At 69.5% G+C, this 23,514-nt stretch carries 20 protein-coding genes; 9 read left to right on the top strand and 11 right to left on the bottom strand.

The window, feature by feature from the left end:
* Nucleotides 1-8: 8 nt before the first annotated feature.
* From M2351_RS28920 to M2351_RS28900, 5 genes are all read left to right on the top strand, one after another.
* Nucleotides 9-1,145 carry an iron-containing alcohol dehydrogenase gene (locus tag M2351_RS28920; RefSeq protein ID WP_264659492.1) on the top strand — a complete coding sequence of 379 codons (1,137 nt, stop codon included), beginning with the start codon at nt 9-11 and terminating at the stop codon, nt 1,143-1,145.
* Nucleotides 1,146-1,189: 44 nt separating this feature from the next.
* Nucleotides 1,190-2,077, top strand: a complete 888-nt coding sequence (locus M2351_RS28915) for a dihydrodipicolinate synthase family protein (RefSeq protein WP_264659491.1) — start codon at nt 1,190-1,192, stop codon at nt 2,075-2,077.
* A gap of 79 nt (nt 2,078-2,156) precedes the next feature.
* The gene (locus M2351_RS28910) at nt 2,157-3,572 is read left to right on the top strand and encodes a sodium:solute symporter family protein (RefSeq protein ID WP_264659490.1); all 1,416 of its coding nucleotides are present in this window, start codon (nt 2,157-2,159) and stop codon (nt 3,570-3,572) included.
* 36 nt (nt 3,573-3,608) lie between these two features.
* Nucleotides 3,609-4,823 carry a sialidase family protein gene (locus tag M2351_RS28905; RefSeq protein WP_264659489.1) on the top strand — a complete coding sequence of 405 codons (1,215 nt, stop codon included), beginning with the start codon at nt 3,609-3,611 and terminating at the stop codon, nt 4,821-4,823.
* Between the two features lie 2 nt (nt 4,824-4,825).
* Nucleotides 4,826-5,539: an SDR family NAD(P)-dependent oxidoreductase gene (locus M2351_RS28900; RefSeq protein WP_264659488.1), complete on the top strand. Its 714-nt coding sequence runs from the start codon at nt 4,826-4,828 to the stop codon at nt 5,537-5,539.
* 20 nt (nt 5,540-5,559) lie between these two features.
* Here M2351_RS28900 and M2351_RS28895 read toward each other — a convergent pair whose 3' ends face one another.
* The 4 genes from M2351_RS28895 to M2351_RS28880 form a co-directional block, all read right to left on the bottom strand.
* Nucleotides 5,560-8,088: an ABC transporter ATP-binding protein/permease gene (locus M2351_RS28895; RefSeq protein WP_264659487.1), complete on the bottom strand. Its 2,529-nt coding sequence runs from the start codon at nt 8,086-8,088 to the stop codon at nt 5,560-5,562.
* Nucleotides 8,085-9,032 (bottom strand): ABC transporter permease, encoded by a 948-nt coding sequence (locus M2351_RS28890; protein WP_264659486.1) that lies wholly within the window; start codon nt 9,030-9,032, stop codon nt 8,085-8,087. The genes M2351_RS28895 and M2351_RS28890 overlap by 4 nt, the downstream gene beginning before the upstream one ends.
* Nucleotides 9,033-9,043: 11 nt before the next feature.
* A complete protein-coding gene (locus tag M2351_RS28885; protein ID WP_264659485.1) occupies nt 9,044-10,615 on the bottom strand; it encodes an ABC transporter substrate-binding protein in 1,572 nt (523 codons plus the stop codon).
* A gap of 106 nt (nt 10,616-10,721) precedes the next feature.
* Nucleotides 10,722-11,219 carry a YciE/YciF ferroxidase family protein gene (locus tag M2351_RS28880; protein WP_264659484.1) on the bottom strand — a complete coding sequence of 166 codons (498 nt, stop codon included), beginning with the start codon at nt 11,217-11,219 and terminating at the stop codon, nt 10,722-10,724.
* Nucleotides 11,220-11,395: 176 nt separating this feature from the next.
* On the opposite strand from M2351_RS28880, the gene M2351_RS28875 reads away from it, so the two are divergent.
* The gene (locus M2351_RS28875; protein WP_264659483.1) at nt 11,396-12,718 is read left to right on the top strand and encodes an App1 family protein; all 1,323 of its coding nucleotides are present in this window, start codon (nt 11,396-11,398) and stop codon (nt 12,716-12,718) included.
* A gap of 172 nt (nt 12,719-12,890) precedes the next feature.
* The gene (locus M2351_RS28870; RefSeq protein ID WP_264659482.1) at nt 12,891-13,829 is read left to right on the top strand and encodes an RNA polymerase factor sigma-32; all 939 of its coding nucleotides are present in this window, start codon (nt 12,891-12,893) and stop codon (nt 13,827-13,829) included.
* A 61-nt stretch (nt 13,830-13,890) separates the two neighbouring features.
* On the opposite strand, the gene M2351_RS28865 is transcribed toward M2351_RS28870, so the two are convergent.
* From M2351_RS28865 to M2351_RS28855, 3 genes are all read right to left on the bottom strand, one after another.
* Complete coding sequence (locus M2351_RS28865) at nt 13,891-14,313, bottom strand: cupin domain-containing protein (protein ID WP_264659481.1); 423 nt, start codon at nt 14,311-14,313, stop codon at nt 13,891-13,893.
* 89 nt (nt 14,314-14,402) lie between these two features.
* Complete coding sequence (locus M2351_RS28860; RefSeq protein ID WP_264659480.1) at nt 14,403-14,588, bottom strand: hypothetical protein; 186 nt, start codon at nt 14,586-14,588, stop codon at nt 14,403-14,405.
* 60 nt (nt 14,589-14,648) lie between these two features.
* Nucleotides 14,649-14,891: a hypothetical protein gene (locus M2351_RS28855; RefSeq protein WP_264659479.1), complete on the bottom strand. Its 243-nt coding sequence runs from the start codon at nt 14,889-14,891 to the stop codon at nt 14,649-14,651.
* 269 nt (nt 14,892-15,160) lie between these two features.
* Here M2351_RS28855 and M2351_RS28850 point away from each other — a divergent pair, with 269 nt between their 5' ends.
* Nucleotides 15,161-15,625 (top strand): hypothetical protein, encoded by a 465-nt coding sequence (locus M2351_RS28850; protein ID WP_264659478.1) that lies wholly within the window; start codon nt 15,161-15,163, stop codon nt 15,623-15,625.
* 30 nt (nt 15,626-15,655) lie between these two features.
* Here M2351_RS28850 and M2351_RS28845 read toward each other — a convergent pair whose 3' ends face one another.
* From M2351_RS28845 to M2351_RS28830, 4 genes are all read right to left on the bottom strand, one after another.
* The gene (locus tag M2351_RS28845) at nt 15,656-17,320 is read right to left on the bottom strand and encodes a response regulator (protein ID WP_264659477.1); all 1,665 of its coding nucleotides are present in this window, start codon (nt 17,318-17,320) and stop codon (nt 15,656-15,658) included.
* Between the two features lie 10 nt (nt 17,321-17,330).
* Entirely contained in the window at nt 17,331-18,824 is a 1,494-nt protein-coding gene (locus M2351_RS28840) for an ATPase domain-containing protein (RefSeq protein ID WP_264659476.1), read from the bottom strand.
* A 244-nt stretch (nt 18,825-19,068) separates the two neighbouring features.
* Nucleotides 19,069-21,378 carry a hybrid sensor histidine kinase/response regulator gene (locus tag M2351_RS28835; RefSeq protein ID WP_264659475.1) on the bottom strand — a complete coding sequence of 770 codons (2,310 nt, stop codon included), beginning with the start codon at nt 21,376-21,378 and terminating at the stop codon, nt 19,069-19,071.
* A gap of 136 nt (nt 21,379-21,514) precedes the next feature.
* Nucleotides 21,515-22,168 (bottom strand): YcbK family protein, encoded by a 654-nt coding sequence (locus tag M2351_RS28830; protein ID WP_264659474.1) that lies wholly within the window; start codon nt 22,166-22,168, stop codon nt 21,515-21,517.
* Nucleotides 22,169-22,297: 129 nt separating this feature from the next.
* On the opposite strand from M2351_RS28830, the gene M2351_RS28825 reads away from it, so the two are divergent.
* Complete coding sequence (locus tag M2351_RS28825) at nt 22,298-23,344, top strand: maleylacetate reductase (protein ID WP_264659473.1); 1,047 nt, start codon at nt 22,298-22,300, stop codon at nt 23,342-23,344.
* Nucleotides 23,345-23,514 lie beyond the last annotated feature (170 nt).

Raw genomic sequence — 23,514 nt, 5'->3', positions numbered from 1 at the left:
ACAGGGACATGATCCAGAACGACCTGACCCGCCCCATCGAGCTGCTCCGCCCGCCGCGCGTCGCCTTCGGCGGCGGCACGGTCGCGGAGGTCGGCCGCTGGGTGCGGGAGCACGGATTCACCCGCACACTGGTGGTCGCCGACGCCTTCAACGCCCAGCGGGTCGATCGGCTGGCGCTGGAGGGCTCCGTCACCGTCTTCGCCGACATCAAGCCGGAACCGGACGTCCCCAATCTGGAGGCCCTGCTCGCCGTCGCGGAGCGGGCGGAGGCGCAGGTGGTCGTCGGCTTCGGCGGCGGCAGCGCCATGGATCTCGCCAAGCTGGCGGCGGTCCTGCCCGGCAGTGGGCAGACCATCCACGAGGTGGTCGGGCCGGAGAAGGTCGCGGCCAAGCGCGCCGCCCTGGTCCAGGTACCGACCACCGCCGGCACGGGCAGCGAGGCCGGCACCCGCGCGCTGGTTACCGACCCGGCGACCCTGAACAAGCTGGCGGTGCAGAGCGTGCACATGCTGGCCGACCTCGCGGTGGTCGATCCCGATCTGACGCTGAGCGTGCCGCGGGCCGTCACCGCCGCTACGGGCGTGGACGCGCTGGCCCATTGCGTGGAGGCCTACACCAACCGCAAGGCGCACCCGTCCATCGACCTCTACGCGCTTGAAGGCATCCGGCTGGTCGGCCGCTTCCTGCCGCGCGCCGTGGCCGACGGCGAGGACCGGGAGGCGCGGGCCGGCTTGGCGCTGGCCTCCTATTACGGCGGCATCTGCCTGGGGCCGGTCAACACGGCGGCGGGGCACGCGGTCGCCTATCCGCTGGGCACCCGCCACCACGTCGCGCACGGGGCGGCCAACGCGCTGGTCTTCCCGCACGTCCTGGCCTTCAACGCCCCCGTGGTGCCGGAGCGCACCGCCGCCATCCTGGCGGCCCTCGGCTTGCCCCCGGCGACCGAGCCGGCGGCGGTGTTCGACGCGGCCTACCAATGGTGCCGGGCCCTGGGCTGCGAGATGCGGCTGTCGGCGCTGGGCGTGCCGGAGGACGACCTGCCGCGCATGGCGGACGAGGCGCACGCCATCCGCCGCCTGCTCGACAACAACCCGCGCGACGTTGGGCGCGACGACATCCTGGGCATGTACCGCGCCGCCTACTGACGGCGCGACCCCACACACTTCAAATCCGGGCAAAGGCACAGGCCATGAGCAAGATCACGGGTCCTTTCGTCGCCATCGTCACGCCCTTCGACGGCGACGAGCGCGTTGCGGTCGCAGCGCTGCGACGCCAGGTGGAGCGCCAGGCGTCCGCCGGCAACGGCGTGTTCTGCGCCGGCACCAACGGCGAGTTCTACGCCCTGTCCTTCGAGGAGAAGGTGCAGGTCGCCGAGGTCAGCGTGGAGGCCGCCGCCGGCCGTGTCCCGGTGCTGGCCCACATCGGCGAGGTCTCCACCCACCAAACCATCGCACTCGGCAAGGCCATCCAGGGGCTGGGCGTCAAGGCGGTGTCGGCCATCACGCCGTCCTTCATCGCCTGCTCGCAGGCCGAGCTGGTCGACCATTACCGGCGCGTCGCCGACGCGCTGACGGTGCCGCTTTACCTCTACAACATCCCGGCGCGCACCGGGAACACGCTGGACCCGCAGACCGCGCGGGTGCTGGCCGAGCATCCCAACATCATCGGCATCAAGGACAGCGCCGGCTCGCAGGACAGCCTGGACGGCTTCCTGGCCGTGGCGCGGGAGCGGGACGGCTTCGACGTTCTGGTCGGGCCGGACTCGCTGGTCCTGCACGGCCTGCGCAACGGGGCCGTGGGCTGCGTCTCCGGCCTCGGCAACCTCTGCCCGGTGACGCTGAACGCCATCCACGCCGCCTTCCTGCGCGGCGACCTGGACGCGGCGGAAACCTATCAGGCGCGTTTCAGCGCGCTTCGCAAGGAGCTGTACGCCCTGGGCTTCCCGCCGGCGATGGTCAAGCGCGCGCTCTGCCACGCCATGCCGGAGGTCGGCTGGAGCCGCGGCCCGACGCTGATCGCCGAGGACGTGAACCGGAGCATCAAGGAGATCGCCGCGCGCTACGCCGAAGCGGTGTGAGGCCGCACAGGCCCGGAGACACCGGCCATACGACAACGACACAGAAAGGCGGAGCCATCCGCCCGCTAGGGAGCCGTCCATGAACCACTTCACCAGTGCGGAAAGCGCGTTGATCCTGGGGATCGTCGCGGCCTACATCCTCTTCACCTCGTGGCTGACGGTGCGGCTGCGCAGCCGGACCACCGGGGAATTCATGAACGCGGCGCGCTCCATGCCGGCGGCGGTCGTCGGCGTGCTGCTGATGTCGGAGTTCATCGGCGCCAAGTCGACGGTCGGTACCGCGCAGGAGGCCTTCTCCTCCGGCATGGCCGCCTCCTGGTCGGTGCTGGGCGCGTCGATCGGCTTCCTGCTGTTCGGCCTGTTCTTCGCTCGGCGGATCTACGGGTCCGGCGAGTACACGATCTCCGCCGCCATCGCGAAGCACTACGGCACCTCCACCATGCGGACGGTGTCGATCATCATGATGTACGCGCTCCTGCTGGTGAACGTGGGCAACTACGTCAGCGGTGCCGCGGCCCTGTCCACGGTGATGAACCTGAACCTGACCTGGGCCATGGTGATCATCGCGGTGGTCAGCACCTTCTACTACGTGTTCGGCGGGCTGAAGGGGATTGCCTACGTTACCATCCTGCACAGCGCGCTGAAGGTCGTCGGCATCGCCCTGATCCTCGGCGTCGCGCTGTCGGCGAGCGGCGGCATCGCGCCGGTGATGGAGAAGCTGCCCGGCTACTACTTCACCTGGGACGGCACCATCGGCTTGCCGACCGTCTTCGCCTGGGTCATCGGCACCGTCGGCGCCATCTTCTCCACCCAGTTCATCATCCAGGCGATCTCCTCCAACCGCAGCGCCAAGGAGGCCCAGCACTCCGCCTTCTACGCCGCCGCCTTCTGCCTGCCCCTCGGCATCATGCTGGCGCTGATCGGCGTGACAGCCCACTACCTGCATCCGGACATGAAGAGCCTCTACGCTCTGCCGGTATTTCTCGACTCCATGCACCCGCTGATGGCCGCTGTGGTGACCACCTCGCTCGTCGCGTCGGTCTTCGTCAGCGTCAGCACCGTGGCCCTCGCCATCGCCTCGCTGATGGTCCGCGACTTCTACGTGCCCTGGAAGAAGCCGACGCCGGAGCAGGAGTTCCGCACCACCCGCATCCTGTCGCTGGTCATCGGCTTCCTGCCGCTGATCTTCGTCTTCTTCGTGCCGGAAATCCTGAAGCTGTCCTTTTTCACCCGGGCGCTACGCCTGTCCATCACCGTCATCGCCGTGATCGGCTTCTTCCTGCCCTTCTTCGCCAGCAACATGGGTGCCACGCTCGGCCTGCTGGGCGCCACGGTCACCACGACCCTCTGGTACGTCCTCGGCAACCCCTACGGCATCGACAACATGTACGTGGCGCTGCTGACGCCCATGGCCGTGATGGGGCTGGAGCGCCTGTTCCGCTGGAAGAGCGCGCCGTCCGTCCTGGCCGCCCCGCCGCAGGCCGACGCCTCCTGATCGCCCAGCCTTCTCTCATTCCTGACATGTGACGCCATGACCGACACCGCCACCCTCCCCACCGACCGCGGGCGCGTCGCGCCCGTCGCCGGCGACCCGCAGCGCCGCGACAGCTACCTGCCGTCGCCCTGCGTCCAGAACCACGCCGCCAACATCACCGTGCTCGGCAACGGCGACCTCGCCTGCGTCTGGTTCGGCGGCACGCAGGAGGGCATTCCGGACATCTCCATCTATTTCTCGCGGCTGGCCGCCGGCTCCGACCGCTGGACCGACCCGGTCCGGCTGTCCGACGACCCGTCGCGGTCGGAGCAGAACCCCGTCCTGTTCCTGGCCCCCGATGGCACGCTGTGGCTGTTCTACACCGCGCAGGTGTCCGGCAACCAGGATACCGCCATCGTCCGGTGCCGGACCTCGGCCGACGACGGGCGGAGCTGGGGTCCGATCCGCACCCTGTTCGAGGCGGGGGCCGGCGACGGCATCTTCATCCGCCAGCCGTTGGTCGTGCTGCCGAACGGCGACTGGCTGCTGCCGGTCTTCCTCTGCCACGGCACGCCGGGCGAAAAGTGGGTGGGCGACAACGACACCAGCGCCGTGAAGATCTCCACCGACCAGGGCCGGACCTGGACGGAGCACCCGGTGCCGGACAGCACGGGCTGCGTCCATATGAGCATTGTGCCCCTAGCCGACGGCACCCTGGCCGCCTTCTTCCGCAGCCGGTGGGCCGACCATGTCTACCGAAGCACCTCCACCGACAACGGGCGGAGCTGGAGCAAGCCGGTGCCGACGGAGTTGCCCAACAACAACTCCTCCATCCAGGTGACGGCGCTCCGCGACGGGCGGCTGGCCATCGTCTGCAACCCGTCCAGCGCGGAGCAGGCGACCGAACGGCGCGCGTCGCTGTACGACGAGATCGAGGACGACGCGACGGTTCCGGTCGCCGCGGCGGCGGTGGCGGTCGCGCCCGCCCCGGCGCAGGCGCAGGGCCGCAAGGCTTTCTGGGGTGCACCCCGCGCGCCGCTGACGCTCGCCCTGTCGAGCGACGGCGGAATCACCTGGCCGGTGCGCCGGAACCTGGAGGTTGGGGACGGCTACTGCATGACCAACAACTCCAAGGACAGCCTGAACCGGGAGTTCTCCTACCCCTCGGTCACGCAGACGGCGGACGGCGACCTGCACGTCGCCTTCACCTACTTCCGCCAAGCGATCAAGTACAGCCGCGTTCCCTTGGATTGGCCGGCCAAGGACGCATGAGCATGGCGGATCACCCATCCGCGGGGGACGGCCAGGGCCTCCCCCGCCGCGCGCTGGTCACCGGGGTGAGTTCCGGGATCGGTGCGGCCATTGCCCAGCATCTCCTGCGCGAGGGCTGGGCGGTGGAGGGGATGAGCCGGACGCCGCCCGCCTTCGCGCATCCCCACCTGCGCGTCACGCCGGTGGACCTGCTGGACGCTACGGCCGTGGCGGACGTCCTGTCCGGACTGCCGGCGGTGGATGCCCTCGTGCACGCCGCCGGCGTCATGCGGGTCGGCACGCTGGGCGAGTTGGACGCCGAGGGCGCGCGGGTGATGTGGCGCCTGCACGTGGAGGCGGCGACTCAGCTGGTGGAGCATGCCGCTGCCCGGATGCCCGATGCGGGGCGGATCGTCCTGATCGGCAGCCGCACCGCGGAGGGCGCCGCCGGTCGCAGCCAGTACGCGGCGACCAAGGCGGCCATGGTGGCGCTCGCCCGCTCCTGGGCGCTGGAGCTGGCGCCGCGCGGCATCACGGTCAACGTGGTGGCGCCGGGCGCGACGGACACGCCGATGCTGAAGGACCCCAACCGCGCCGGCCTTCCGCCGAAGTTGCCCCCGATCGGACGCTTCATCAAGCCGGAGGAGGTCGCCGCGCTGACCGCCTTCCTCCTGTCCGACGCGGCGGCGGGCATCACCGGGCAGCGGATCTTCGTGTGCGGCGGCGCGTCCCTGTGAAGCCACGCCGGTCATGAGCATCAGGACGGTAGGGTGGGAACCGCGTCGATCAGGCCGCGCGTGTAGGGGTGCCGCGGGGCGGCGAACAGCCGCTCGCACGGGCCTTCCTCGACGATGGCGCCGGCGGCCATGACGACGATGCGGTCGGCGACGGCCTGCACCACGGCGAGGTCGTGGCTGATGAACAGGTAGGTCAGGCCGTGCCGCGCCTTCAACTCGGCCAGCAGGCGGAGCACTTGTGCCTGCACCGACACGTCCAGCGCGGACACGGCCTCGTCCAGCACGATGATCCGGGCCCCGGCGGCGAGCGCCCGCGCGATGGCGATGCGCTGGGCCTGCCCGCCGGAGAACTCGTGCGGGTAGCGGTCGAGCACGGCGGGGTCGAGATCGACCGAGCGCATCAGCTCCACCATGCGCGCCTCCCACGCGCCAGTGTCGAGACCGGCCAGGAAGCGCAAGGGGGCCGCCAGGACGTTCCGGATGGACTTGCGCGGGTTGAGGGACGACAGCGGGTCCTGGAAAACGTACTGCACCGTGCGGCCCAGCGTCCTCGGCCCGGCGGCGGCAAGCTCGTCCGCGGTCCGCCCGTCCAGCCGGATGGTCCCCGCGGTCGGGCGCGTCAGCCCGACGAGGCAGCGGGCGAGCGTCGATTTCCCGCAGCCGGATTCCCCGACGATGCCCAGCGTCTCGCCCTCAGCGACCCGCAGCGACACGGAGTCCAGCGCCCGCACCGCCGGGCGCGACCGCCCGAACAGGGAGCGGCGCGCGGGGTAGGTCTTGGACAGGGCGCGGACCTCGACCGCAAGCCCGGCCCCCGCGACCGTTGGCGCGGCCGGGACCAAGCGCCGGGGCTGCCCGAGGACCGGCACGGCGGCGAGCAGGCGCCGGGTGTAGTCGTGCCGCGGGTCGGCGAGGACGGCGCGCGCGTCGCCCTCCTCCACGACCACGCCCCGGTGCATCACGGCCACCCGGTCACACAGTCGGGCGATCACGCCGAAATCGTGGCTGATGAAGAGGATGGCGAGGTTGCGCTGCTGCCGCAGCTCGTCCAGCAGGTCCAGCACCTCCGCCTGCACGGTGACGTCCAGCGCGGTGGTCGGCTCGTCCGCGACGATCAGCTCCGGATCGTTGGCGAGCGCCATGGCGATGGACACCCGCTGGCGCTGCCCGCCGGAGAGTTCATGCGGGTAGGCGTGGGCGATGCCGGCGGGGTCGGGCAGCTTCACCGCGGCGAACAGGTCCACGGTGCGGCGCCACGCCTCGGCCCCCGGCACGGGCTGGTGGGCGCGGATCGCCTCCACCACCTGCGCGCCGACGCGCATCAGCGGGTGGAGCGTGGTCAGCGGATCCTGGAAGACGTAGGCGATCCGCCCGCCGCGCAGCCGGCGCAGCGCGCCGACCGGCAGGGCCAGCAGGTCGTCGCCGCCGAAGCGGACCGCGCCGCCGCGCACGACGCCCGGCGGCGAGGCGACGAGCCGCGCGATGGACAGCGCCGTGACCGACTTGCCCGATCCCGACTCCCCGATGATGCCCAGGCATTCGCCGGGCGCCACCCGCAGGCTGATGCCCTTGACCGCGTCCACCGTCCCGGTGTCCGTTTCGAAGGCGGTGCGGAGGTTGGAGATGGCCAGGAGGGCGCCGTCTGTCGGATGCGCGTCGCCGCTGTGCCGCTCCACGCGCGTGGCCACGCTCGGCCGGGCGGGCAGGCCGGAGCGCAGGCGGGGGTCCAGCGCGTCGCGCAACCCGTCGCCGATCAGGTTCATGCTCATGACGATCAGGAAGACGACGAGGCCGGGCAAGGCGGCGACGTGCGGCGCGGTGATCAGCGCCTTGCGCCCTTCCCCCAGCATGGAGCCGAGGTCGGCTTGCGGCGGCTGCGACCCCAGACCGAGGAAGGACAGGCCGGCCGTTTCCAGGATCATCCAGCCGACCGTGGTGGACGCGGTGATGACGATCACCGGCAGGACGTTCGGCAGCACCTCCGTCAACAGGATGCGTGGCCCGCCCATGCCGGACAGGCGCGCGGCGTCCACGAACTCCCGGTGGCGCAAACCCGCGGTGACGCCGCGGACGTTGCGGGCGAAGAAGGGGATGTTGGCGACGACGACGGCGTACAGCGCGTTCAGCAGCCCTGGCCCCAGCGCCGCGACGATGGCGAGCGCCAGCAGCAAGTAGGGAAACGCCATCAGCACGTCGACGCCGCGCATCAGCAGGCTGTCCGCCCGCCCGCCCGCGTAGCCGGCGACAAGCCCGATCGCCGACCCGACCAGCGCCGCCAGCGCCGAAGCGGCGACGCCCACCGCCAAACTCAGCCGCGTGCCCCAGACCAGCCGCGCCAGCAGGTCGCGCCCCAGCGTGTCGGTGCCGAGCCACGCGCCCGGGCTGAAGGGCGGCAACAGGCGCCGCGCCGGCGCGGTCGCGTCCGGATCGGCCAGCGGCAGAATCGGCGCCACCACTGCGACCACGACGATCAGCGCCAGCAGCACGAGGCCCAGCGCCGCCAGCCGGTTGCGCATCACGCGGCGCAGCAGCGCGAAACCAGCGCTCATGGCGCGATCCTCGGGTCGAGCAGGCGTTGAAGGACGTCGGCCAAAAGGTTGAAAAGGACGTAGCTGGCCGCGACCACCAGCACCCCGCCCTGGACCAGCAGCACGTCCCGCGTGGCGATGGCGTTCACCAGCATGCGGCCGATGCCCGGCCACTGGAACACCGTCTCGATGTAGACCGCACCGCCCAGCACGAAGCCGGCCTGGATGCCGATCACCGGGATCACCGTGACCATGGCCGCTCGCAGCGCGTGGCCGAACACCACGCGGCGCTCCGTCAGGCCCTTGGCGCGGGCGGTGCGGACGAAGTCCTGGCGCAGCACGTCCAGCATGGCCGACCGCGTCAGCCGCGCGATCACCCCGGCGGCCACCACGGCCAGCGTCGCGGCGGGCAGAGCCAGATGCCGCAGCAGGTCGGGCAGGTCGCCGCCGCCGTAGATCGAAAACATCCCGCTCACCGGCAGCAGGCGCAGGCGGACGGCGAAGGCCAGGATCAGCAGCAGGCCCAGCCAGAAGGTCGGCATGGAGATGCCGACCAGCACCGCCAGCGTCACCAGCTTGTCGGCCAGCCCGAACTGCCGCACGGCGGAGACAATCCCGGCCAGCAGCCCCAGGATCGAGGCCAAAACCAGCGCCGCGCCGGCCAACACCAGTGTGGCGGAGAAGCGCTCCGCCACCTCGTCCAGCACCGGCCGGTTGAGGCTGGAAGATCGCCCCAAGTCGCCGGCCAAAACGTGGCCGAGCCAAGTCGTGTAGCGCACCGGCAGGCTGCGGTCGAGGCCCAGGTCGTGGTTGATCCGGGCGACGTTCTCCGGCGTCGCGTAGGGGCCGAGGATCGCGGTCGCCGGGTCCCCGGGGATCAACGCCATGATCAGGAAGACGATGACGCTGAGCCCGAACAGCACGGGCACCAGCGCCAGGATCCGGCCGAGGATGTAGGAAGCCACGGGCGCGTCCCTCAGTCCTTCGACACGCGGTCGAGCAGCAGGAAGAAGGACGGCTGCAAGGCGAAGCCCCGCACCGCCGCCGTGGTGACCGCGTTCTGCTTCCAGTGCGCGACGAAGGCCCAGGGAGCGTCCTCCACGACGATCCACTCCGCACGCCGGTAGAGGTCACCACGCTCGCTCCGGTCATTGCTGCGCCGTGCCTGCTCCAGAAGGTGGTCGAGCGCCGGGTTCGCGTAGTAGCCGGAATTGAAGCCGCCCTTTTCCGGCAGCGCGTCGGACCGCAGCGTCAGGTAGGGCAGGGTGTCGGGATCATTGGTCATCCAGGCCATCTCCGCCATGTCCGCCGTGTCGCTGAGCCCGCCGTTCACGCGCGCGAGGTAGCTGTTCCACTCGTAGGTCTGGATGGTCACTTTGAGGCCTACCGCGGCGAGGTTCGCCTGGATGGCCGTCCCCATGGCGACCGGGTCGAGCATGCCGGACCCGCCCTCCGCCACCAGGAAGGCCAGCGACGCGCCCTCCGCCCCGGCCTCCTTCAACAGCGCCCGCGCCCGGTCAGGGTCGTAGGGATAGCCTTGAATGGCCGGGTCAGCCGCCCAGTCAAAGGCCGGGGCGACGGGACCCCGGGCCGGGATGGCCGTGCCCTGCAGGATGCTGTCGGCGATGGCCCGCTTGTCGATGGCATGGTTCACCGCCTGCCGGACGCGCCGGTCCTTCAACGGCCCGTGCCGGGTGTTCAGGATCAGGAACCACAAATGCGGGCCGGCCTGCTCGTAAACGCGGAACCCGTCCTCGTCGCGGAACTGCGACAGGGCGTCTGCCGGAACCTCCACCATCACATCCAGGCCGCCGGCCAGCATCTCCATGGCGCGGGTGTTCGGGTCGGTGACCGGGCGGAAGATCACCGAGCGCAGCGTGGCGGGCGGGCCCCAATAGCCCGGGTTCCGCTCGATGACCACGCGCCGGCTGGCCTGCCACTCCACGAAACGGAAGGGGCCGGTGCCGACCGGTTGGCGGCCGAATCCCTTGCGCTCCTTCATCACCGCGGTGGGGGAGACCATCAGGCCCGTGGGGTAGGCGAGGTTGGACAGGAAGGGCGCGAAGGGCTCCTTCAACGTGATGCGGACAGTGCGCGGGTCCACCGCTTCGACGCGGTCGATGGCGGAGAAGAAGAAGGCGAGGGGGAAAGGCCCGGTGTCGGCCGCCGGATGGGTCTTGTCCAGCAGGCGGTCGAAATTGAATTTCACGGCCTGCGCGTCGAAGGGCGTGCCGTCGTGGAAGGTGACGCCGTCGCGCAGCGTGAACCGATAGGTCAGCCCGTCGTCGGACACCGTCCAGCGCTCGGCCAGCGCGGGTTCGACCTCCAGCGTTCCGGGCTTGTAGCGGACCAGCCCCTCATACAGGTTGACCAGGATGCGAAAATCGTTGGTCGCGGTGCTGACCGCCGGGTCGAGCGACGCCGGCTCCGCGATCTGCCCGACGACGAGCACGTCCTTCGGCACCGGATCCGCCCGAAGGGGCGCACCCTCCAGGGCGAGCGGCGCGGCAACGACCAAACCCGCAAGCGCGCGTCGAAATCCGGTCATCAGCATCCCCGGCCAGCGATTGGCGACGAGGCTTTCAATGCCCGGCGGTGCCAAAGGGTTGCGGGCTGGTCGGGCCTTGATTGCCCGGGCCAGCCCGCGCATCCGACTACGCGGCCTTGAAGGCGCGCTGGTTGACCTCGCCTTCGGCGAGTTGGTTGAGCTTCTGGTCGGTCGCCTTTTCCTCCTCCAGCGTTTCCTCCAGCAGCTTGGCGACGTCGGTCATGCCGCAGGTCTCGGCCAGGGTGCGGAGCGACCCGTAGCTGGCGATCTCGTAATGCTCGACCTTCTGGGCGGCCATGATCAGGGCGACGTCCAGCACTTCGGCGGGGAGGCCTTCCTCCATGATCTCCTCGGCTTCCTCGACCAACCCTTGCGTCGCCTCGCAGGTGTTGCCGCCCGGATCGGCCTTAAGCATCTGGAAGATGCGGTCCAGGCGCTTGATCTGGCCGTCGGTCTCCTTGAGGTGGGTCTGGAACGCCTGCTTGAGCTGGGGCGAGGAGGCCGCATCCGCCATCGCCGGCAGGGCTTCCAAAATCTGCGTCTCAGAGCTGTAGGTGTCCTGCAATTCCTTGATGAAGAGGTCTTTCAACGCCTGTTCCGACATGATGGACGTCCTTGCGGGTGGAAAGGGGTGGCCGGGGCCGAAGCACCGCGGGCATCCCACCGACAACAGGGCCCCGTCCCGTTCCTCGCATCGATTTCTTGCCTCATCCGAGGATCTTTTTCCGAGCCGGCCCATTGATAGGACAGGGCAACGGACACGGGGGCGGAGCGGCGGACATGGGCCCTGGCGGAGCGATATCGTGGTGGGCGGCGCGGCGGAAGCGGGCGGCGGCGCGGATCCTGGACCTGTTCGCCCGGCCGGTGCGGCGGGCCCACGGGGCGGAGGGCGTCGTGCTTCAGCCCTACCGCGGTTATGGTTCGCGGACGGAGGCTTTCCTGATCGGGCGGGTGTTTCGCCAGTCGGCGTCGCATGGCGCTTCCGGGCGGGAGGATCTCGCCGCCCACCTGCGCGACATCGCCCGGCGCATCGCCCGCCGTGCCGTGCGCGGCGCCGAGGTCACGGCCCGGTGCCACGGGGCGGAGCAGCGCGTCGCGACCGACCGCGACGGCTATTTCCGCATCCACCTGACATTCCCGGAACCGCCGCCCGCCGCCCGGCCCTGGTTGACCGTGGATCTTCGTCTGGAGGGGGCGCATCCGGTCGAGGCGGAGGCGGATGTTTTCATCGCGCCGGAACGCAGCCGCTTCGTGGTCATCAGCGACATTGACGACACCGTCATGCGCACGGGCGTCGCCAACAAGCTCGCGATGCTCTGGCGACTGTTCGTCGAGGACGCCGAAGACCGCAGCCCGTTTCCCGGCGTGGCGGCGCTCTACCGGGCGCTGCACGACGGCGTGTCGGAGCGCGAATGCAACCCCATGCTCTACGTCTCGCGCGCGCCGTGGGGCATCTACGACGTGCTGGACGAGTTCTTCCGGCTTCACCGCATTCCCATCGGTCCGATCTTGTTCCTGCGCGAATGGGGGCTGCGCTGGACAAGCCCGCTGCCGCGCCGGGCGGAGGACCACAAGCAGATCCTGATCCGCAACATGCTGGACCTCTACCACGACCTCCCCTTCGTCCTGATCGGCGACAGCGGGCAGCATGACCCGGAGATTTACCGGCAGATCGTCGACGAGCATCCGGGGCGGGTCCTCGCCGTGCTGATCCGCAACGTGTCCCGAGGGGAGGACCGCGTCCGGGAGATCGAAGGGCTGGCCGCGGCGGTGGCGAGCGCGGGCAGCACGCTGGTGCTCGCCGCCGACAGCGTGGCCATGGCGGAGCACGCCTCTCGGCTCGGCCTCGTTCTTCCGTCCAGCATCGCGGCGGTGGAAGCCGACATGGCCGCGGCGGGCGCACAGGGGGCCCGGCCCGGCACGCTGCGCGTCGAACGTCCCACCGCGGCCGGCACCGCCGAGGCGATCGCCCAGGGCGCTTTACGGGGCGCGCTGCGGGACGCGATCGGGGGCGAACCGGAATCGGCCCCCCCGAACGTCGTCGTTCAGCCCAGGGACGCGCCCCATCCCGACGCGCGGAAGGGCGGCCGCGCGGCGCCTTGATCCAAGGTTGCGGCTGCCTACATAAGGCGTCGTCCCCGACATCGCTGATGAACGACGGCTGGCCCTGGGCCACACGCTGGCCGCGCGTCGCTGCCCCGGTTTCGCGGCTGACCGGAGCGGCGGGCGGCAGCCTTGCAGGGCAAAGGACCGATGCCGGGGCGAGGAGCCACTCATGCAGGAGCATTTCCGTTCCGCCGAGCCTCTGACCTTGTATTTGAAGGATCTGCGGAAATACGATTACCTGACTCCGGAGGAGGAGCAGGATTTGGCCCGCCGCTGGCGCGACGACGGCGACGCGCGGGCGCTCGACCGGCTGGTTGGCAGCCATCTGCGGCTTTCGGTGAAGGTGGCGAAGGACCATCGGCGCTACGGGTTGCCGCTGGCCGACCTCGTCGCCGAGGGCAACATGGGCCTCATGCAGGCCGCGCGGAAGTTCGACCCGGACAAGGGTTACCGCTTCGCGACCTACGCGTTCTGGTGGATCAGGGCGGCCATCCAGGAATATGTGCTGCACAACTGGTCCGTCGTGAAGATCGGCACGACGGTGGCCCAGCGCACCCTGTTCTTCAGCCTGCGCCGCCTGAAGGCGCGCATGCGGGAACTGGAAGACAACTTTTCCGGGGGCGATCTGTCGCCGGAAGCGGCGGCGGAGATCGCGGGCGAACTGGGGCTTCCGGAAAGCGAGGTTGTGGAGATGAACCGGCGTCTGTCCATCGACCGGTCCCTGAACGCCCCGTTGAGCGAGGATGGGGAGGCGGAATGGCAGGATCTTCTGGCCGACGAGCGGACCAACCAGGAGGCTCGTCTGGCCGAATCGGAAGAGCGGTTCCAGCAACGGCAGTTGATCAAGCTGGGCCTTGAAAAGTTGACCGACCGCGACCGCCAGATTCTGATCGCCCGGCGCCTGCTCGACGAGCCGGTCCCGGCCGACGAGTTGAGCCGGCGCTTCAATCTGTCGCGCCAGCGCATCGGCCAGATCGAGGCCAAGGCGTTCAAGACCGTGCAGAAGGCCATCATCGCCAACCGGGCCGAGCGTCGCGTCAAGGCCCCGTCGCCGGAGAACGGCCCCCGCCCGGGACGGGACCGGCGAGGTCGTGGGGGAGGTCGGTGATTTCGGAGGCTCGGTGCGGCGTTCGCGTGATCCGCCGCACCGTCCATTACCTAAGGCTGTCTTACTTTGGCTTCAGCACAAGATTGTTCATGCCGGCGGGCACCTCATCGATCACGAGGATTTTCGCCGGGGCGGAACTCGTGTTGCCGCCGGTGTGCCAGACGTCGACGGCTTCGACGACGAAGCTGCCCGCGGGATATGTGCGCGGCGGCTTGCCCTCTTCCGTGACCGTGAAGGTTCCCTCGACGATGTAGAGGCGGCGGGGGTAGGGATGCTTGTGCATCGGCGTTTCCGACCCGGTCGCGAACTCGCCGACCCCGGCGACGATTTCGACCTTGCCGGTTGGAAACTGAAGCTCCTGTACGGTTGCCGTCTTGCCGGATCGGAACACCTCGTTCAGTTTGAAGCCGCCCTGCTGGGCGGAGGCCGCCAGGGAAGCGACGCAGGCGAAGGCAGTCAAGGCATACACGACGTTTGCGCGCATGGCACCCTCCCTTCTGGGGGGGCGTTATATTGCCACAACGATCGCTATTTCGCAATATTATTGCCGGCTTCGTCCTTTTCGGCGCGACGTTACAGACCCCAATCCATCTGGCTATCGCCAACGCTCTGCGGGCCCTTGGGACGGATGCCGTAGCCGCTCTCGTAGGAGGTGCTGCTGAGGCTCCGGTCGGAAGGCGCGTCGGCCTTCGGCGGGAAGCCGGCGCAAGCCGTTCCGAGCAGAAGGGCGGTGAGGGCGAACGCGTGTTTCAACGTCATGGAATGACCATGGGGCCCCGTCCGCGGACGACAAGCGCAGGACTGCCGAAGCGCCCATTTTTAAACCGATGCTGACGGTCCCGCCCGTTCGCCGGTTTCCTCCGGCCTGGAAAGGGAGCGGGCGCGGGCGATGATCCGCCCGAATATCTGCGATCCTTCCCATCGCTCGCGCCGCTCCGGCGGCACATCCTGCAATAAGCCGACGATCAGCGCGGCTGTCAGTCGGTCGAGGTCTTGGCGAGCGTCGCGGCGCATCCGGGGAAGTCCTTTCCGTTCCATCCACCACGCCGTGCCGACGGGCATCGGCGTGCGTTTCCTGCGTGAACCAACGACGGTGACGCCCCGGAGACGTGCCCGAACAGAGGGGTTATGGCACGCGGGGTATGGCGTTCGGATCGGATCTGTCGGGTCGCTCCTGCCCGGGCGGCCGGTGAAGGTCACGCTTCGGCCACGGGGCGGCACGCCGGTGCCGGGCTACGATCCCGCGAACGAAAAACGACAAACGCCATGCCATGACGTCCCGGTCCTCCGCTCATCCGTTACTTCTGCCCGTCACGCTGCGGTTCTGCCTGATGGCCGTCGGGGCCCTTGGCTTGGGCGGCTGTTCCGGCGTCGGGTCCGCCGTGACCGGCGTGACCACCGCGGGCGTCGCCGCAACGGTCGGTTCGGCCACGGGAAATCCTTTCCTGGGCCTGCTGGCCGGCGCGGGCGCGAGCTACGGCATCGACCAAGGGGTGAAGTATGTGGAGCGGCGCATCACCGACAACGTCCATCACGCGGTCGCCGCGGCGGCCGGCCCGCTGGACGTCGGCCAGGCGGCGCCCTGGCGCGTGGAGGAGGCGTTGCCGCTGAGCGGGAAGATCGGGACTGTCCAAGTCGCCCGAACCTTCGGCGCGGCGATTCCCTGCAAGGACGTCGTGTTCACCCTGGACGACGCCCCCGATCTTACCGTGACGACGGTCTGCCGCGGCAAGGACGGCCAATGGCAGTGGGCGCTCGCGGAACCGGCCACCCGCCGCTGGGGCAGCCTGCAATAGGGCAGGGCGCCGATCACCATTCACCGTGCGTCACCGGGCGGTCCCATCGAGCATCGTGCGAACCGTGCTTTGCAGGGAATCCACGCCGACCGGCTTGCTGAGCATCCGCGTGCCGAGTTGAAGGCTTTCCGGTTCGAGCGCGGCGTAATGGGCGTAGCCGGTCACGAACAGCACCTTCAGGCCGGGCCGAAGCGTCCGGGCGACGCTGGCCAACTCGCGGCCTGTCATTCCCGGAAGCCCCACGTCGGTCACCAGCAGGTCGATCGGCGTGTCCGACTCCAGAATGGCGATCGCCGCCTCGGGCTCCCCGGCTTGCAGGACGTGGTAGCCCTGGCTTTCCAGCGCCTCCGTCCACAGCATCAGCACGAGCGCCTCGTCCTCGACCACCAGGATGGTTTCATCGCTCCGATGGTGGGCCGGCGGCGCCGGCTGTGGGAAGGCGGCGGGCTCGCCCGCCCCGACGGTACCGTCGTGCCGCGGCAGATACAGGCTGACGGTCGTGCCGCGCCCCGGTTCCGAATCGATGGTCGCGTGCCCGTCCGATTGACGCGCGAAGCCGTAGAGCTGGCTGAGGCCGAGGCCGGTGCCCTTGCCGATCGGCTTCGTCGTGAAGAACGGCTCGAACGCCCGCTTCAGGACGTCCGGCGGCATGCCGATGCCGGTGTCGGTGACACGCAGCATGACGTACTGGCCGGGGAGGATGTCCATGTCCGTGGCGGGGAAGGTCTCGTCCAGGACGGCGTTGCCGGTCTCGACGCGGAGAAGCCCGCCGTTCGGCATGGCGTCGCGGGCGTTGATGGCCAGGTTGAGCAGCGCGCTTTCCACCTGGTTGGCATCCGCCCAGGTCCGCCACAGGCCGGCGGCCAGCACCGTCTCCACCTGGATCGTCTCGCCGACGGAGCGTTGCAGCAGCCCGGTCATGGCGGTGACCAGCGCGTTCAGGTCCAGGTTCCGGGGGGCCAGCGGCTGGCGGCGCGCGAAGGCCAGCAGGTGCCGGGTGAGCGCTGCGGCGCGGTCGCCGGCCGAGATGGCCATGGCGACGTAGCGCCGCAGCGTTTCGTCGCCGGACAGCTTGCCCTGCACCATGTGGAGGTTGCCGAGCATGACCTGGAGCAGGTTGTTGAAGTCATGGGCGATCCCGCCGGTCAGCTGGCCCACGGCCTCCATCTTCTGCGCCTGGTGCAACGCCTCTTCCGCCCGCTGGCGTTCCAGCATCTCGGCCTGAAGGGCGCGGGTCCGTTCCTCGACCCGGCGCTCCAGCTCGTCGTTGGCCTGCTCGATGTGCGCGAGGTGCGATCGGGTGCGGTACTGGCGCAGGCGGGTCCGCGCGGCGGACTGCGCCGCGCTCTGCAAGGTCTCGGCGTGCAGGGGCCGGTCCAGCAGCGTCACGTTGCCGAGCCGCTGGAACAGGGCCCATCGCGTCCTGGTGGCCGCACGCTGGCCGCGCGCCGTCAGGACCAGGACCGGCAGGTCGGACCAGGGCGGCTGTGCCTCCAGGCAGGCGATCAGCTCGTCCATGCCCGACGCCAGCGCGATTTCGGAGAGGATCACGGCCGTGACGTCCTCCGCCAAGCCGTGGCACAGCGCCCGCAGGTCCGGGCAGACGCGAGACTTCAGGCCGACCTCGTCCAGGACGAGGCGGATCACCTCCGCATCCCGGCCGTCCGGGGAGAGCACGAGGAATGGGGCGGCCATGGGGCTCCGGTCAGCCGGTTTGGTCACGGTTGCGCAGCAACGGGTCGGGCGATCCGCCGTAGGTCGGCACTCCGGTCAGGACGCCGTGGAAATCCAGCAGCTTCGGGCCGACCTGCATGCCGTCGGGGAACAGGCGGAACTCCCGGATCGCCAGTTCGTGGATGCCGGTGCGCTTCTTGACCACCGAAATCGCCTTGCGCACCTCCCCGCCCGCTTCGAAGAAGCGCAGCAGGACGACGGCGTCGCTCATGAAGGACAGATCCACCGGGTTCTGCACATCGGCGATGATGCCCTGCTGGGCCAGGATCAGGATGGTCACGACACCCTGGTTGTTCAGGTAGGTCAGCAGCTCGTGCATTTGCAGGGTGAGCGCCTGCTCCTCCGGCATCGTGCTGAGGTAGGAGTTCAGGCTGTCGATCACCACGACGCGGGCCTTCTGGTCCTCGACCTGACGGCGGACCTGCCAGACGAATTCCCCCGGCGACAGGCGCGACGGGTTCGCCCGTTCCCACCCCATCTGGCCCTGGCGCACCGCTTCCTCAATGTCGATGCCCAGCGCGGTGCTGCGCAGCTTCAGCGTCTCGAACGTCTCGTCGAAGGAGAAGTAGGCGGCGTGCTCGCCGCGTTTCACCGCCGCCATGACATATTGCAGGGCGAGCGACGACTTGCCCGCGCCCGAGGGGCCGACCAGCATGGTCGTCGTGCCGCGGGTCAGCCCGCCGCCCATCAGCTCGTCCAGTCCCGTAAGGCCGCTCGACACCGTCGTCGGTTCGAAATCGACCTTGTGTTCCTCGGCGATCAGGCTCGGGAAGATCAGCACGTTGCCGGGCGTGATGGCGAAATCGTGCCAGCCGCTCTGGTATTCCGTGCCGCGCATCTTGGAGATGCGCAGGCGTCGGCGCGCGGCGCCGTAGGTGCGCTCGATCTGCTCCAGCGAGATCACGCCGTGCATCAGGCTGTGCAGCTCCATCGTGCCCGTCTGGCTGGTGAGGTCATCGAGGGCAAGCGTGGTGCAGCGGCGGCCTTGCAGGAATTGCTTCAGCGCCAAGATTTGCCGCCGGTAGCGGAGCTGGTCCTGGGCCAGCAGCCGCAGCTCCGACAGGGAATCGATCACCACCAGATCGGGGTTGTCCGCCTCGATGCGGTCGGTGATCAGGCGCATCGTCTCGCCGAGTTCGACCTCGGACGGATAAAGAACGCTCTGCTGGCGGTCGAGTTGGGCCTCCAGGGGCACCAGCTCGAAAATTCCAATGGCGTCCAGCGACCAGCCGTGGCTGGCGGCCGACGCGCGCAACTCCGCCTCGGTTTCCGAGAGCGAGACATAAAGGCCGCGCTTGCCGTCGACGCGCCCTTGCAGCAGGAACTGCAGGGCAATCGTCGTCTTGCCGGTTCCCGGCGTGCCTTCCAGCAGATGAAGCCGCTCGCGCGGCAAGCCGCCCCTCAAAACGAGGTCGAACTCCGGAATTCCGGTCAGGATCTTCTCTGTCTTCCCCGGCTCGGACACATATTTCTCCTCTCGGGCCGGCCCGTTCGCGACAACCGCGCGGGTCGGTACGATCTCGTTCGCGGTTGAAACACCCAGCAAAGCGCTTGCAACACCGCCTGGAACAACCCCAAGCCGGAGGCCCTGTTCCGCAGCCGTACGGGGCGGGACGCCGGCATGACCTGGATTTACGGTTCCCGACAGCCGCTTGGATCTGCCGCACGTCCTGTGGCAGGAATTATTAATGGACCGCAGCCCGTCCGCCTCAGGGCAGCAAGGCGCGGATTTCGGCGAGAAGCTGTTCGGGCTTGAAAGGCTTGCTCAGCACGCACGCGCCGGGCACCAGCGGTGCGGCGCCGTTCAGCAACGGTTCCGCATAGCCCGACATTAGCAGGACCGGCAGGGTCGGGCGCCGGGCGCGGGCGGAAGCGGCCAGCTGAAAGCCGTTCATCCCCGGCATGGCGATGTCGGAGATTATCAGGTCGATGGGGGCGTCGCTCGCCAGCACGGCCAGGGCTTGCGCCGTATCCGACGCCTCGGTGACGCGCAGTCCGGCCTGGAGGAGCAGCGCCGTCACGGCTTGCCGGACGAGAACGTCGTCGTCCACCAGCAGCACCTGGACGTCCGGCGTCCCGGCGGTCACATCGTCCGCGTTGTCCGACTTGCGGGGCGCACTGGAGGGCGCCTCGGCACGCGGCAGATAGATCGTGACGGTCGTACCGAGCCCGGGCCGGCTGTCGAGGCGCACGCCGCCGCCCGACTGCACGGACAGCCCATGCACCATGCTCAACCCCAGGCCGGTGCCGCGGCCGATCTCCTTGGTCGTGAAGAACGGCTCGAAGGCGCGTGCCGCCACCTCCTCGTCCATGCCCGTCCCGCTGTCGCGGACCGACACCCCGACATAGTCCCCCGGCGGAAGATCCCCGGGCGGGGCGGGAACGCCCGTCGCCGGCGGGGCATCCGCCGGGGATTTTGGCCCAGCCGCGGGCGCATGCAGGTTGGCGGTCGCGATGCACAGGCTGCCCCCGCCGGGCATGGCGTCGCGCGCGTTCACGGACAGGTTGAGAAGCGCCATTTCCAGCTGGGTCGGGTCGACCAGGGCCGGCCAGAGATCGTCCTGAAGGGCGGTGCTGACCGCGACCGTGCCGCCGAGGGTGCGGCCCAGCAGCCCGCTCATGCCGGCGATCAGGGCGTTCACGTCGACGGGCCGCGGTTCCAGGTGCTGGCGCCGGGAAAAGGCCAGGAGATGCTGGGTCAGCGCCGAGCCGCGCTCGACCGCTTCCGTCGCCAGCCGCACGGACGTCGCCAGCACGTTCCGGGCGCCGTCCTTCGGGACCTTCTGCTCGATCAGGTACAGGGCCGATCCGATGGCCTGGAGCAGGTTGTTGAAGTCGTGGGCGATGCCTCCGGTCAACTGGCCCAGAGTCTCCATCTTCTGCGACTGGTTCAGCCGCGCCTCGGCCTCCCGGCGGGCCTCGATGGCCTGGTTGCGCTCGGCAAGGGCGGTGGTGAAGGCCTCATAGGCGCCGAACTGGCGCGCAAGGCCCCACAGAAAGGCGATAAGGGCCAGTTCGCACAGGATGCCGGCCGCGATGGTGATCCAGGCCTGATGATGCCAGTCGTCGAGAGCCTGCCCCTTTGTCCTGGTCACGTTGACGACGACGGGATAGTCGCGCAGCAGGCGGGTGGCGACGATCCGGGCGGGGCCGTCGATGGCCGCGGGCGTCTCGTACACGCCGGAGTCGGATTGGCGCAGGATTTCCGTGAAGGTCTTGATCGGCAGCTTTTCGCCGATCAGCGGCAGCGTCGGGTAGCGGGCCAGCAGCGTGCCGTCGCGCCGCCACAGGCTGATGGCGCTGCCCTGGCTGATTTGCAGGGATTCGTAAAGGTTCTGGAAGTAGTCGAGGCTGATCGCACCCAGCACGAGTCCGACGAATTCCCCCGATGGGCCGCTGACGCGATGGGCCAGATAGACCGTCCATTCCCCGTTTCCGCGGTTCTGCACCGGGGTGCTGAGATAGGAGCGCCCGCCGGGGTCGTTCTTCAGGACGCCGTAATAGTCCCGGTCGGCGACGTTGACCGGCGGGATCGGGAAATAGCGTGAGAAGTTGATCAGCCGGCCGTCGGCCGCGATCATGGTGATGGCGTCGAGCTGGGGCACGCCGGTCGCCTTGGCCTTGAGCATCTCGTAGGTGTTGTAGCCGGATCGTGACCTCTCGTACTCGGCGGAGGTGGTCACGCCCTCGGCCGCCAGCTGGTCGACGATGCTGGCCAGGATCAGGTCAACGGTCTGGAAGGAGCGCGACGTCGTTTCGGCGAGCAGAAGGTCCAGCGTTTCCAGTTCGCTCTTGACCCGCTGGAGTGTGGAGTCGTGGGCTTGGACGACGATCAGCGCCGTGGCGCCCGCGACCGCCAGGACGGCGAGGATGCCGCCGGCCAGAAGCCGCCGCAGCGGCCGGCTGCTGCGCAGGAGTTGGGTCCATCGCATACCGGAGGGGCGCGCGGACTCCAGGGCCGGCGCGGACGATGGGGGTGCCGTTGGAGCGGTCACGCGGCCCTGTTCGGTGCTGTTCATCCCCGTCCCCCAGCGGCGGCGGCTGTTCGGCCGTGCCGCCAGCGTTCGCGCGATGCCCGGCCATGGAACGTCAGGATTTCCAGCCGATCTTGAACAAAATCAAGGTGATGTGACCGCGCGCGGGCGCGGCTCGCCGTCACGGAGAGCCCGTCAGGCGCTTGCGGGCGATGGCGCGGTGCAGCCTCATGCGGTCGGCGACCGTGCGGAGGTGGCCCCGCACGCCCGGGGCGAAGAGGTGGCTCAGGTCCCGGCCGAACAGCTCCCAGCTCCGCACGGGCCCCGTGTCGATGTGCAGGAAGAAGGACCGCGGGTACCAGCCCACGCCGCCGCGCTTCATGTCCAGCGCCTTGCGGTGCGCGTCGGGCAGCCGCGACGGGAAGGTGACGTCGAGCGCCTTGCCCAGAAGGTGCTGGCTGTGCTCCGCCACCCCCAGGCCGGCGCGCGCCAGCTTGGCGTTGGTCTCCGGCGTGCGGAAGGCGGAGAGAAGGGTCGCCTTGCTCTGCCCCACGGCCTCCATGAGGTCGGCCAGCAGGTCGAGCGTGCCGATGTCCACCGGGCCTTCCTTGTTGGCGTGGTGGTCGCGCAGAAACTTCGCCAGGTCGGCCATCGCGTCGGGCAACGGACCGTCGGCGTCGCGGTAGGGGCCGCTGAAGCTTTCCCCCGTGTTCTGGTTGCGCAGGTTGAGCCGGCGCGCGGTCGTCGTCGCCTGGGCCAGCGCCCCGGACGGCACCAGCAGCAGCACCCCGCACCCGGCCAGAAGTTCGCGACGCTTTAAGGTCATCAAGGACATGGTGGCGACATTCCATGCGGCGGGCCGGGGGTGGTGTCAACCAAATTGGGTGTAATCAAACGATTTCCACGGGGGGCTTCCTGCGTCACAATCCGCCGATGGCGGCGGACGGCGTTGATGGAGGGGACCATGCAGAGCTTCGTGTACACGGGTCTTCCCGCGCGGGTGATCTTCGGGCACGGAACGCTGGCCCAATTGGCCGGCGAGATTGAGCGGCTGGGCTGCCGCCGGGCGCTTCTTCTCGTTGGCGAACGATTGCAGGACCGCGTGACCGTGGCGGCGGGCGGCTTTGCCGCCGGTGTCTTCGGCGAGGCGGTCATGCACACGCCGGTGGCCATCACGGAGCGCGCGCTGGCCGCGTTGGGCGACCTGCGGGCGGATGGCATCGTGGCCGTCGGCGGCGGGTCCGCCATCGGGCTGGGCAAGGCGCTGGCGCTGCGCACCGACCTGCCGCAGATCGCCATTCCCACCACCTACGCGGGTTCGGAGATGACGCCGATCCTCGGCCAGACCGAGGGCGGCGTGAAGACCACGCTGCGTTCCCCCAAAGTCCTGCCGGAGGTGGTGCTCTACGACGTCGAGCTGACCCGGTCGCTGCCGCCGGGTCTGTCCGCGACCTCCGGCCTGAACGCCATCGCGCACGCGGTGGAGGCGCTCTACGCACAGGACCGCAACCCCATCACCTCGCTGATGGCGGAGGACGCGATCCGGGCGCTGGCGCGCGCCTTGCCGCGCCTCCTGGCTGATCCGTCCGATATGGAGGCCCGATCGGACGCGCTGTACGGCGCGTGGCTGTGCGGCGTCTGCCTCGGCGCCGTGGGCATGGCCCTGCACCACAAGCTGTGCCACACGCTGGGCGGCACCTTCGACCTGCCGCACGCGGAAACGCACGCTGTCGTCCTGCCGCACGCCGTCGCCTACAACGCCGCCGCCGCGCCCGACGCCATGGAGCGCATCGCCAGGGCGCTGGGCAGCGACGATGCTGCGCGGGGGCTGGCCGACCTGTCCCGGCGGCTCGGCGTCCCGCAGTCCTTGCGGGACCTGGGCATGCCGCAGGAGGGGATCGCGCGCGCCGCAGATCTGGCGTTGCGCACGCCCTACTGGAACCCGCGCCCGCTTGACCCGGCGGCGATCCGCGACCTGATCGCCCGCGCCTGGGCCGGTGTGCAAGTATAGATGGCCTGATTGCAACCTTTTGTCTTGAGCAATCCTATGGGACGCTTGAGTAGTCGTGTTTGTGAAAAGAAAAATATCAAATTATTATTGCATAAACGCGTCTCCATTCCCCATTCTTGACGTGTCCTGCACGTCGCGCATCGTCTCACCCGCTCGGGGTCCGCCCGACG

This window comes from Azospirillum canadense (genome assembly GCF_025961225.1).
Classification (GTDB): Bacteria; Pseudomonadota; Alphaproteobacteria; order Azospirillales; family Azospirillaceae; genus Azospirillum; species Azospirillum canadense.
This window is presented reverse-complemented; position numbering and strand designations above follow the sequence as displayed.

What these genes read in the sequence shown, in the direction of transcription:
- M2351_RS28920 (WP_264659492.1), top strand. Translation starts at nt 9, where the DNA reads ATGATCCAGAACGACCTGACCCGCCCCATCGAGCTGCTCCGCCCGCCG.
- M2351_RS28915 (WP_264659491.1), top strand. Translation starts at nt 1,190, where the DNA reads ATGAGCAAGATCACGGGTCCTTTCGTCGCCATCGTCACGCCCTTCGAC.
- M2351_RS28910 (WP_264659490.1), top strand. Translation starts at nt 2,157, where the DNA reads ATGAACCACTTCACCAGTGCGGAAAGCGCGTTGATCCTGGGGATCGTC.
- M2351_RS28905 (WP_264659489.1), top strand. Translation starts at nt 3,609, where the DNA reads ATGACCGACACCGCCACCCTCCCCACCGACCGCGGGCGCGTCGCGCCC.
- M2351_RS28900 (WP_264659488.1), top strand. Translation starts at nt 4,826, where the DNA reads ATGGCGGATCACCCATCCGCGGGGGACGGCCAGGGCCTCCCCCGCCGC.
- M2351_RS28895 (WP_264659487.1), bottom strand. Translation starts at nt 8,088, where the DNA reads ATGAGCGCTGGTTTCGCGCTGCTGCGCCGCGTGATGCGCAACCGGCTG.
- M2351_RS28885 (WP_264659485.1), bottom strand. Translation starts at nt 10,615, where the DNA reads ATGACCGGATTTCGACGCGCGCTTGCGGGTTTGGTCGTTGCCGCGCCG.
- M2351_RS28880 (WP_264659484.1), bottom strand. Translation starts at nt 11,219, where the DNA reads ATGTCGGAACAGGCGTTGAAAGACCTCTTCATCAAGGAATTGCAGGAC.
- M2351_RS28875 (WP_264659483.1), top strand. Translation starts at nt 11,396, where the DNA reads ATGGGCCCTGGCGGAGCGATATCGTGGTGGGCGGCGCGGCGGAAGCGG.
- M2351_RS28870 (WP_264659482.1), top strand. Translation starts at nt 12,891, where the DNA reads ATGCAGGAGCATTTCCGTTCCGCCGAGCCTCTGACCTTGTATTTGAAG.
- M2351_RS28865 (WP_264659481.1), bottom strand. Translation starts at nt 14,313, where the DNA reads ATGCGCGCAAACGTCGTGTATGCCTTGACTGCCTTCGCCTGCGTCGCT.
- M2351_RS28860 (WP_264659480.1), bottom strand. Translation starts at nt 14,588, where the DNA reads ATGACGTTGAAACACGCGTTCGCCCTCACCGCCCTTCTGCTCGGAACG.
- M2351_RS28855 (WP_264659479.1), bottom strand. Translation starts at nt 14,891, where the DNA reads ATGCCCGTCGGCACGGCGTGGTGGATGGAACGGAAAGGACTTCCCCGG.
- M2351_RS28850 (WP_264659478.1), top strand. Translation starts at nt 15,161, where the DNA reads ATGGCCGTCGGGGCCCTTGGCTTGGGCGGCTGTTCCGGCGTCGGGTCC.
- M2351_RS28845 (WP_264659477.1), bottom strand. Translation starts at nt 17,320, where the DNA reads ATGGCCGCCCCATTCCTCGTGCTCTCCCCGGACGGCCGGGATGCGGAG.
- M2351_RS28835 (WP_264659475.1), bottom strand. Translation starts at nt 21,378, where the DNA reads ATGAACAGCACCGAACAGGGCCGCGTGACCGCTCCAACGGCACCCCCA.
- M2351_RS28830 (WP_264659474.1), bottom strand. Translation starts at nt 22,168, where the DNA reads ATGTCCTTGATGACCTTAAAGCGTCGCGAACTTCTGGCCGGGTGCGGG.
- M2351_RS28825 (WP_264659473.1), top strand. Translation starts at nt 22,298, where the DNA reads ATGCAGAGCTTCGTGTACACGGGTCTTCCCGCGCGGGTGATCTTCGGG.